At 35.7% G+C, this 7,775-nt stretch carries 8 protein-coding genes and 1 tRNA gene; 4 read left to right on the top strand and 5 right to left on the bottom strand.

Annotated features, from left to right (window positions below; all coding sequences use genetic code 11):
• Both ACOH2D_RS18095 and ACOH2D_RS18090 read right to left on the bottom strand, forming a co-directional pair.
• Positions 1–494 (bottom strand): LemA family protein (locus tag ACOH2D_RS18095; RefSeq protein ID WP_449536143.1); only part of this gene is annotated, 494 nt, incomplete at its 3' end.
• A gap of 226 nt (positions 495–720) precedes the next feature.
• Positions 721–792, bottom strand: a tRNA-Arg gene (locus ACOH2D_RS18090).
• A gap of 309 nt (positions 793–1,101) precedes the next feature.
• Between ACOH2D_RS18090 and ACOH2D_RS18085 the strand changes: the two genes are divergently transcribed.
• The 4 genes from ACOH2D_RS18085 to ACOH2D_RS18070 all read left to right on the top strand — a co-directional run bounded on the left by ACOH2D_RS18085 (position 1,102) and on the right by ACOH2D_RS18070 (position 5,454).
• Entirely contained in the window at positions 1,102–1,668 is a 567-nt protein-coding gene (locus ACOH2D_RS18085) for a helix-turn-helix domain-containing protein (protein ID WP_449536142.1), read from the top strand.
• 6 nt (positions 1,669–1,674) lie between these two features.
• Positions 1,675–2,121 carry a response regulator gene (locus ACOH2D_RS18080; protein WP_449536141.1) on the top strand — a complete coding sequence of 149 codons (447 nt, stop codon included), beginning with the start codon at positions 1,675–1,677 and terminating at the stop codon, positions 2,119–2,121.
• A gap of 2 nt (positions 2,122–2,123) precedes the next feature.
• Positions 2,124–3,911, top strand: coding sequence for a CHASE3 domain-containing protein (locus ACOH2D_RS18075; RefSeq protein ID WP_348036380.1), 1,788 nt, complete (start codon positions 2,124–2,126; stop codon positions 3,909–3,911).
• Between the two features lie 535 nt (positions 3,912–4,446).
• A complete protein-coding gene (locus ACOH2D_RS18070) occupies positions 4,447–5,454 on the top strand; it encodes a helix-turn-helix transcriptional regulator (protein ID WP_449536140.1) in 1,008 nt (335 codons plus the stop codon).
• Between the two features lie 145 nt (positions 5,455–5,599).
• Here the strand turns inward: ACOH2D_RS18070 and ACOH2D_RS18065 are convergent, their stop codons facing one another.
• The 3 genes from ACOH2D_RS18065 to ACOH2D_RS18055 form a co-directional block, all read right to left on the bottom strand.
• A complete protein-coding gene (locus tag ACOH2D_RS18065; RefSeq protein ID WP_348036382.1) occupies positions 5,600–5,962 on the bottom strand; it encodes a helix-turn-helix domain-containing protein in 363 nt (120 codons plus the stop codon).
• 4 nt (positions 5,963–5,966) lie between these two features.
• Positions 5,967–6,263 carry a type II toxin-antitoxin system HigB family toxin gene (locus ACOH2D_RS18060; protein ID WP_348036383.1) on the bottom strand — a complete coding sequence of 99 codons (297 nt, stop codon included), beginning with the start codon at positions 6,261–6,263 and terminating at the stop codon, positions 5,967–5,969.
• A gap of 524 nt (positions 6,264–6,787) precedes the next feature.
• Positions 6,788–7,775, bottom strand: a 988-nt coding sequence (locus ACOH2D_RS18055) for a DUF4268 domain-containing protein (protein ID WP_449536139.1), incomplete at its 5' end; no start/stop codon positions are given.

The following is a 7,775-nucleotide window of genomic DNA, read 5'->3' as shown; positions in this document are numbered from 1 at the left end:
TGATATTTGAGCATACCTGCAAACAATGCACCTGGCAAACTTTCGCCATACGTATTGTTTTCACGCACGGTTCCGTTATAATAACGACGGCTGCGCTCCAAATTTTCTTCTATCTCGCTCAGTTTCTGCTGTAAATCTAGAAAACCCACATTCGCCTTCAAATCTGGGTAAGATTCGCTCAAAGCGAATATGCTACGCAAGGACTGTTGCAATTGGTTTTCTGCTTTTATCTGAGCGTTAATATCGCCCTCAGGCACTTGCATGGCCGCATTTCGGGCTTGTACAACTCTTTCTAAGGTTTCCTTTTCGTGAGTGGCATAACCTTTTACCGTTTCCACCAAATTGGGAATCAAATCATAACGGCGCTTAAGAGCGACATCAATATTTCCCCAAGCATCCTTTACTACGTTTCGGTTTTTGGCAAAACGGTTGAACGCAGAAACCATCAAAAAAACAAGAAGGACAATGATGCCCAGAACAATAGGAATAATCATAAATGGAAGATTTTAATGGAAATCCTATTTCAAAAAAAGACTTCCTGTTGAGTTTAAGATACTAATATAGCGATTTTTATGTATTTATAACAATCTAGAAAGCATGGTTTTGACTATCCTAAAACTTGAGATAGTCATGAGTTTGGTGATAAACCCAAAGATGGCATATCAAAAAATTACTTCTTTTGAACGGATAGCTCGTGAGCTGTCCTTACGGAAAATCTAGTGACTCCACCAGGATTCGAACCTGAATCTAAAGTTTAGGAAACTTTTATTCTATCCCTTGAACTATGGAGCCTTATGAGCAAAGGTACTGCTCTCAATGAGACTGTATGTAAGCAATTTTGCACGCGATTTTCACAATGTTTTCCAACTCTAAGCTAAACAAAAAAAAACTATCTTTTCAGAATTATTCGATTTTTTGCTCATGTCATGTGCGTAGGCAATAGTCTTGAATACATTTGATTGAGATAAATTTATAATTTAAAATAAAAAAAATGTTTAATTTAAGCCTCCACATTATGCGTTTTATTGGTGTTTTTAAATGGTATGGAGCGCTCCTATGTATTTAAAATAATGTTTAATTTCGTCCTCTATTTCGTACGCCATGAAAATCTTTATTAAATTTGATTTCACCACTTTATCCTCCAGATTTATCGATGATAAACTGACGGAACTTGGCATCAAATATCGAATGCTGAATTTTGGAGAGATTGAATTTCTAGAAAAAGTTCCTGAAGATAAATTGCAGGCATTTGACAACATTCTCGACGATTACGGTATTGAGAAAATAGAAAATCAAAAGGTTATTTTGGTGCAGAAAATGAAGGACGCCATCATTGACATGGTTTTAAATGCGAATGATACCATCAACGTTAAAAGTTCGGTTTACCTTTCCGATAAATTGGGACATAGCTATGGCTATCTTTCCAATCTATTTTCAGAAGTGACTTATACATCCGTTGAAAACTTTATCATCCTTCAGCGCATTGAATACGCCAAATCATTGATGATCAACACGGATTTGTCATTGACAGAGATTGCATTTAAATTGCAATATTCCAGTGTGGCGCACTTAAGCACTCAATTTAAAAACACCACAGGCATTACACCGACAACGTTTCAGAGAATTATTACCAAAAGAAGAGAATTAAACACTAACAAAAACGAATAGAAGAAAATGCGGGAAGATTACACTTATGTAGTATTGGCGGACGATGATGAAGATGACCGCTTATTTTTTGTAGAAGCTTTTGAAGAACTGAAAATGCAGACCAAAGTAGCCGTTTATAAAGATGGCGTTGCGCTGATGGACGCTTTAAACCAATCGGATTCAGTGTTGCCAAACATTCTCTTTTTAGATTTGAACATGCCCAAAAAATCCGGCTTGGAGTGTTTGCAGGAAATTAAATGCAATGATCGCTTTAAAGACATCGCCATCGCCATATATTCCACTTCGGCCTCAGAAGAAGATATTGAAGACACCTTTGTCAATGGCGCCAATATCTACATCAAAAAGCCCGATAACTTCAACATTCTTAAAAAAATATTATCTGATGTGGTGACCATGAATTGGCAGTATCACACTAACGGATTGAATAAAGACAATTTTTTATTACGTTTGTAAATATGAATTTCAAGTCCATCTATAATTCTGAGCGCTTTCTGAAAATCATCTTCGGTTTAAGTTTGTTCATTGTTTTGGTCATGGGCGGTTTAGCATATCAATATATACAGAAGCTATCCAAAAGTTTTGATGAAGTTCAGCACACCTACCAGATTCATATCGAATTAGAGAAACTGGCTTCTCTTCTGAAAGATGCCGAAAGTGGCAAAAGAGCCTTTATCATATCCAAAGATTCCACCTTTTTAGAACCTTTTTTATCAAGTGGCGAAGCAATAGACAGTAGCTTAGACCATTTAAAGTATCTAACGGTCGACAATCCAGAACAACAAAAAAATCTAGAAGAACTAGAAATCAAAATTGACGAAAGTCTCGATATTTTCGAAAAAACACTGCAGCTCGCGGTTTCCAACAAACTGGAATCGCCAGAATTTATTTCGGGTTTCAATGAAGGGAGACGCACCATGAATAGCGTGCGCTTTAAAATCATTCAAATGACCACTCATGAAAATAACATGCTTGGTATTAGAAAAGAAAAGAGTTCAAAAACACTGTCTAACGCTCCCATGATCGTTTACTATGTTTTGATTTTATCACTGGTCATTTTACTGTTGATATACATCCAAATCAGTAAGAATCTCAAAAGTTTAAAGCAAAAGAATGAACTTTTAGAAACTTTCAAGGAATCCACCACGCAATCTGAAATTATCAGCAAACTCGGCAATTGGATCTGGCATGTAGAAAAGGACACTTTTGAGTTTTCTGACAACCTCTACCGATTGCTTGGAGAAGAACCCCAGTCGTTCGAACCAACCATGGAACACTTTATGGCTTTCGTCCATCCGGAAGATTTGGATAAATTCTCAGAGCAAGTCACTAAAATGATGGCAAACGAAGATTTGCCTTTCACACATTACAGAATTCTTCAAAAAGATGGCAGCGTCAAACATTTCAAATCCTACGGAAAAGTTTTAATCGATTCAGAAGGCTACAAAAAACTGTTGGGAACAACGGCCGACATTACCGACGAAATCGAAAATTACCGATTAATTGAAGAAAGAAACCTCGAATTAGAACGCAACAATAAAGAACTGGCGTCATTCAACTATGTTGCCAGCCACGATTTGCAAGAGCCTTTACGAAAAATCCAAACCTTCATCTCCCGATTGGAAGATAAAGAACAGGAACAGTTATCCGCCAATGGCAAACTTTATATACAGCGCATCAAATCATCATCCGCAAGAATGCGATCCTTAATAGATGACTTATTACAGTTTTCAAGAACCAATAAATCAGAGGAAGCTTTCGAGGAGTCGAACGTTAACATCTTATTGGAAACCGCTAAACACGATCTGGCAGAAATCATCTCCGATAAGAGAGCACGGATTTCATCGGACAGAATGCCTTCCATGAAAGTGATCCCATTTCAAATCAAACAATTGTTTTTAAATCTCATCAGCAACTCCTTAAAGTACAGTCGTAAAAATATAGCACCAGTTATCACAATTACCTATTCACAAACAAAGGCAAGTGATTTACCCAAAGTGAAATATTCAAAATACAACCTCTACCATACCATTACCATAAAAGACAACGGGATTGGCTTTGACCAAGAGTATGCTGACAAGATTTTCATTCTATTTAATAGGCTGCACAACAAAACAGAATACTCCGGTACAGGCATCGGCCTTTCTATCTGCAAAAAAATTGTCGAAAATCACAACGGCTATATTACCGCCGAAGGAAAGGTAATTGAAGGTTCCACCTTTACTTTTTATCTCCCAATTAGCTAAGACTTTTAAAACAACTTCTTAATCAACACCCTTTATACCACATATAGGGTGTTTTTTTTTGCCATTTATGGAAATTCTATAATCAATTCCGAAAATGCTGTAAGAAAAAATAAGAGATGCCTCCGCATCTTTGTAATGTAAATAATAAGCCAACAAAAAGGATTTAGCATTTCATATGAAAACCTTGTTTTACACAATATCAGTTTTAGTCGTGATTGTATGGGCCTTAAGCTACTTTGTATATGGTCTAAATGAATCCGTTCATTTTTTACTGTTAACGTCAATTCTCTTAGGAGTGGCGGGACTTTTTGAGAAACATTAACGTATCGAATTACAACGCCGATAACTATTACAAACAAAATTTAAGAGAATCGATAAACATGAAAACTACCCAACCTTCCGACCTAAAGCAATATGCCGAGTTTTTCCAAAAACGAATCGTAGTAGCACAAATGCCAGAATTAGAATATTAGCCACAAACAACGGCCAAATATAAATTCCAGACACCAATAATTAACCAATAAAATAACAAGCCATGATAACAATTGCATCTAAAGTTAACGATCTGTATTCCTTTTTTGATACACTAAAAACTGAAATTGGTGGTACGTTAGCCAAAAACACGGCCGAGTATAAACTTAATATTGATAATGATATCGCAAAAGGCAGCATCCGCTCCATTGCTCTTGAAGATGGACTAGCCGTTTTGGAGTTTGATATCATTGCCCATGAAAATATTAAAATGACTATTGACACGTGCCTTGCAACTCATGTCAATTTCATTTACTGCTCAAAAGGAAGATTATCGCAATCTTTCAATGCGGATAGCATCACCAATACGATTGACGCTTTTCAAACCAGCATTGTCGCGAACATTATATCAGAACAAAACATCATTGTCTTAGAAAAGAATGTAGAAACCGTAGCGACACTAATTTCGGTGAACACTTCTTATGATAGCACTTCACAATGGAGCACAAAGTTAAAAGATGCCTTCATTTCAGATAAGAAAGAGGACTATCTATATATCGGCTCATACAACCTTAAAATAGCCGAAAGCATCAAACAGCTACAATCCATCAAACAAGAAGGTTTGGTGCGGGAATTATTGACCAAAGGCATTGTAAACGTCATCTTGGCGCTGGAAATTGACCACCATAATAACGACATCGAGAATTTGGAGATGGAACCGACCTCTTTAACTAAAATGGAAATCAGTTTAATTGCAAAACTCACGGAATATATCAATGAATTTCCAGATTTAGATCATAAAGTTGAAAACCTGAGTGATCGCGTTGGATTATCTGCAGCCAAATTACAAGAAGGCTTTAAGTTTCAGCACGGCTTGACTGTTTGCGAATATATTCGTTCGGTAAGATTGACCAAATCGGAGGAACTGATCATCAATACCGACTTAAACATTTCAGAAATTGTGTACAGCGTTGGATTTACCAGCCGAAGTTACTTCTCTAAAATATTTAAGGAACGATACGACTGTACGCCTAGTGATTACAAAAAAAATAAGTTAGCTGTCTCAGCATAATATATATATAGCACGTCCCTCAACGGATTAAAGTACCAATTTGAATAAAGCTCTGATGAAAATTGGGGCTTTTTTCTTTATACTAAATATTTAGCGGAAAAATCAAAATTTCTTTTGAAGTTATAATGGATTTCCACCTCAACATTCATTGTAAAATAATATCGCTATCAATATTCAACTTTTGATGCAAAGCTTTTGCAACATTTAAAGTAATCTCTCTATTACCATTTAGATAATCACTTATTCGCGAAGCGCTTGTATTCAAAAGCGTAGCTAGATCTTTCTTTCTTAAACCCAATTCAAACATCCTCAACTTGATCATTTCCTGTAAGGTTGGCAGACCAATAGGAAAATGGATTTCTTCATAGCACTCGATGATATCGCTAATCTTCATAAACTCTTTTGCTAAAGGATCATCCAACGGCGTATCGTCATCGACAATATCTACCAATTCTTCCAAGCGAAGGTTTGCCTTGACGTATTCTTCATGTGTTATTAATTTGCTCATATCATTAAAATTTATCGATATTCTTTATTTTGTCGTAATCCTTATGGCTACCTACCCATCGAATTAGCACTTTCTTAAACTTAAATCGTACGATGGCTACAATCCGGTCATGGTTTCCTTTAACATTGAAAACAAATCTTCCATTCCCAACGTTGTCCGCAGAATTGAAGGTATTCTTTAAATCAGCAAAACTATCCCATTCAGCCTTCTTAGTTATTATATACCAATCTCGCAATGCTGTAGTAGCGTTGGTTTCTTTCGAAAAAAAATCTCTTAATTTTTTGAATGAAATAATGTGCATATGAGAAGAAAATCAATTCTATATCACAAAGATAAAGCTAAAAATTACATATATGGTAATCTATTTACAATTGTTGTAATTTTGTATGTACGAATTGAACTGACATGCTATCGTTGGTGTTTTCCACCAATACAATAATCAACCAACTTTGAGTTTATTCTCTAAAAGACCAAAAGTCACTCAAAAAAAAAAAAAAGCCGCTACTTACGTAACGGCTTTGTTTGCTGCTCCTTCCCGATAGTAATTGGGGCAAGCAATGGGCTCGAACCAATCACGAAAGCTTTTGGCACTCTGATTAAATCCAAAACCCACCAAAAACAAAAAAGCCGCTACTTACGTAACGGCTTTGTTTGCTCCTCTTCTTGGGCTCGAACCAAGCTAGGTTATACTCTTAATGTCAGCCACTTAAGCTTTCAGTTATTCCATTGGCGTCCGAATTGTATGCCTTATTATATTATGTATTGATTTTTCGTATGTTAAAATAGCTATTAATTAATTACCTAAATATGCAAATAATGAACTTTCTACCTTAATCTTTGAATTGTGGGTTGTAATGCCAATTCAAATTTAGGCAAGTATTTTACTAAGAACTCATTCATTCTCTCCCAATCTGCCCTATCAAATAAATTGACACCTTTAAGCTCATATTTGATACGGCTCATTTTATTATCGGGCAATTCTTCCCACTCTAGCTGATTTCCAAAAGCAGTCTCAATTGAATCCTTTTGATTATACAAAGTTCTGAAGTGTTTTTTGTTGGTCTCTTTACTTGATGTGATAATGCCTAGTTCAATTCTAGCATAATTACCTGTTACCACAAAGGTATAACTTACACCAGACACACCTGCTCCAGCACTTAACCAATGGTCTTTTGAAGGATTAACATTACTAAATAACTCAGTATTTCTTATTAATGGCAATAACTGCCTCCAAAACTCTTTACGCAGATTAAAACGACTCGGGCTAGATCCACCAATGCTATGGCTATCACCATATTTAATAATTAACTCATCTTCTAGCTCGAATAATGTGAGGAGTTTTTTAAGTATATTAAATTTTGCATCACTACCAATATTGGATTCTACAAAATACCCATTCTGCAATCCTTGAGCAACCCTAAAGTCAGATTCATTTCTTGTGATTTTTAAAATCTCCTTAGCCTCTAATAATAGTTGAGGATTTTTATCATATAATTTCTCTATCACATAAAAATACATTCGCGCTATAATTTCTTCGTCCACCTTAGTGTTTTCAAAAATAAAATACTCTAATTTTTTATAGGTAGGAGCTTCGGCATTAAACAAAGTCTCTTCTGTGTTTTCTGAAACTGGTGCAACGACATCAGGATATTTCCATATGTTTAGAAAACGACTATAAATCAAATCAAAGCGTTCATTATAGTTTTCTATAGTCCAATTATCTATCGTTTTTAAGTAGTCATTTAACCATAGACGACTATAATTATAGCCTTGCTCCTCGCCTTGCCTGTTCATATTCTTTTTATCCTTAAAG

Source organism: Gelidibacter sp., assembly GCF_053579655.1.
This window is presented reverse-complemented; position numbering and strand designations above follow the sequence as displayed.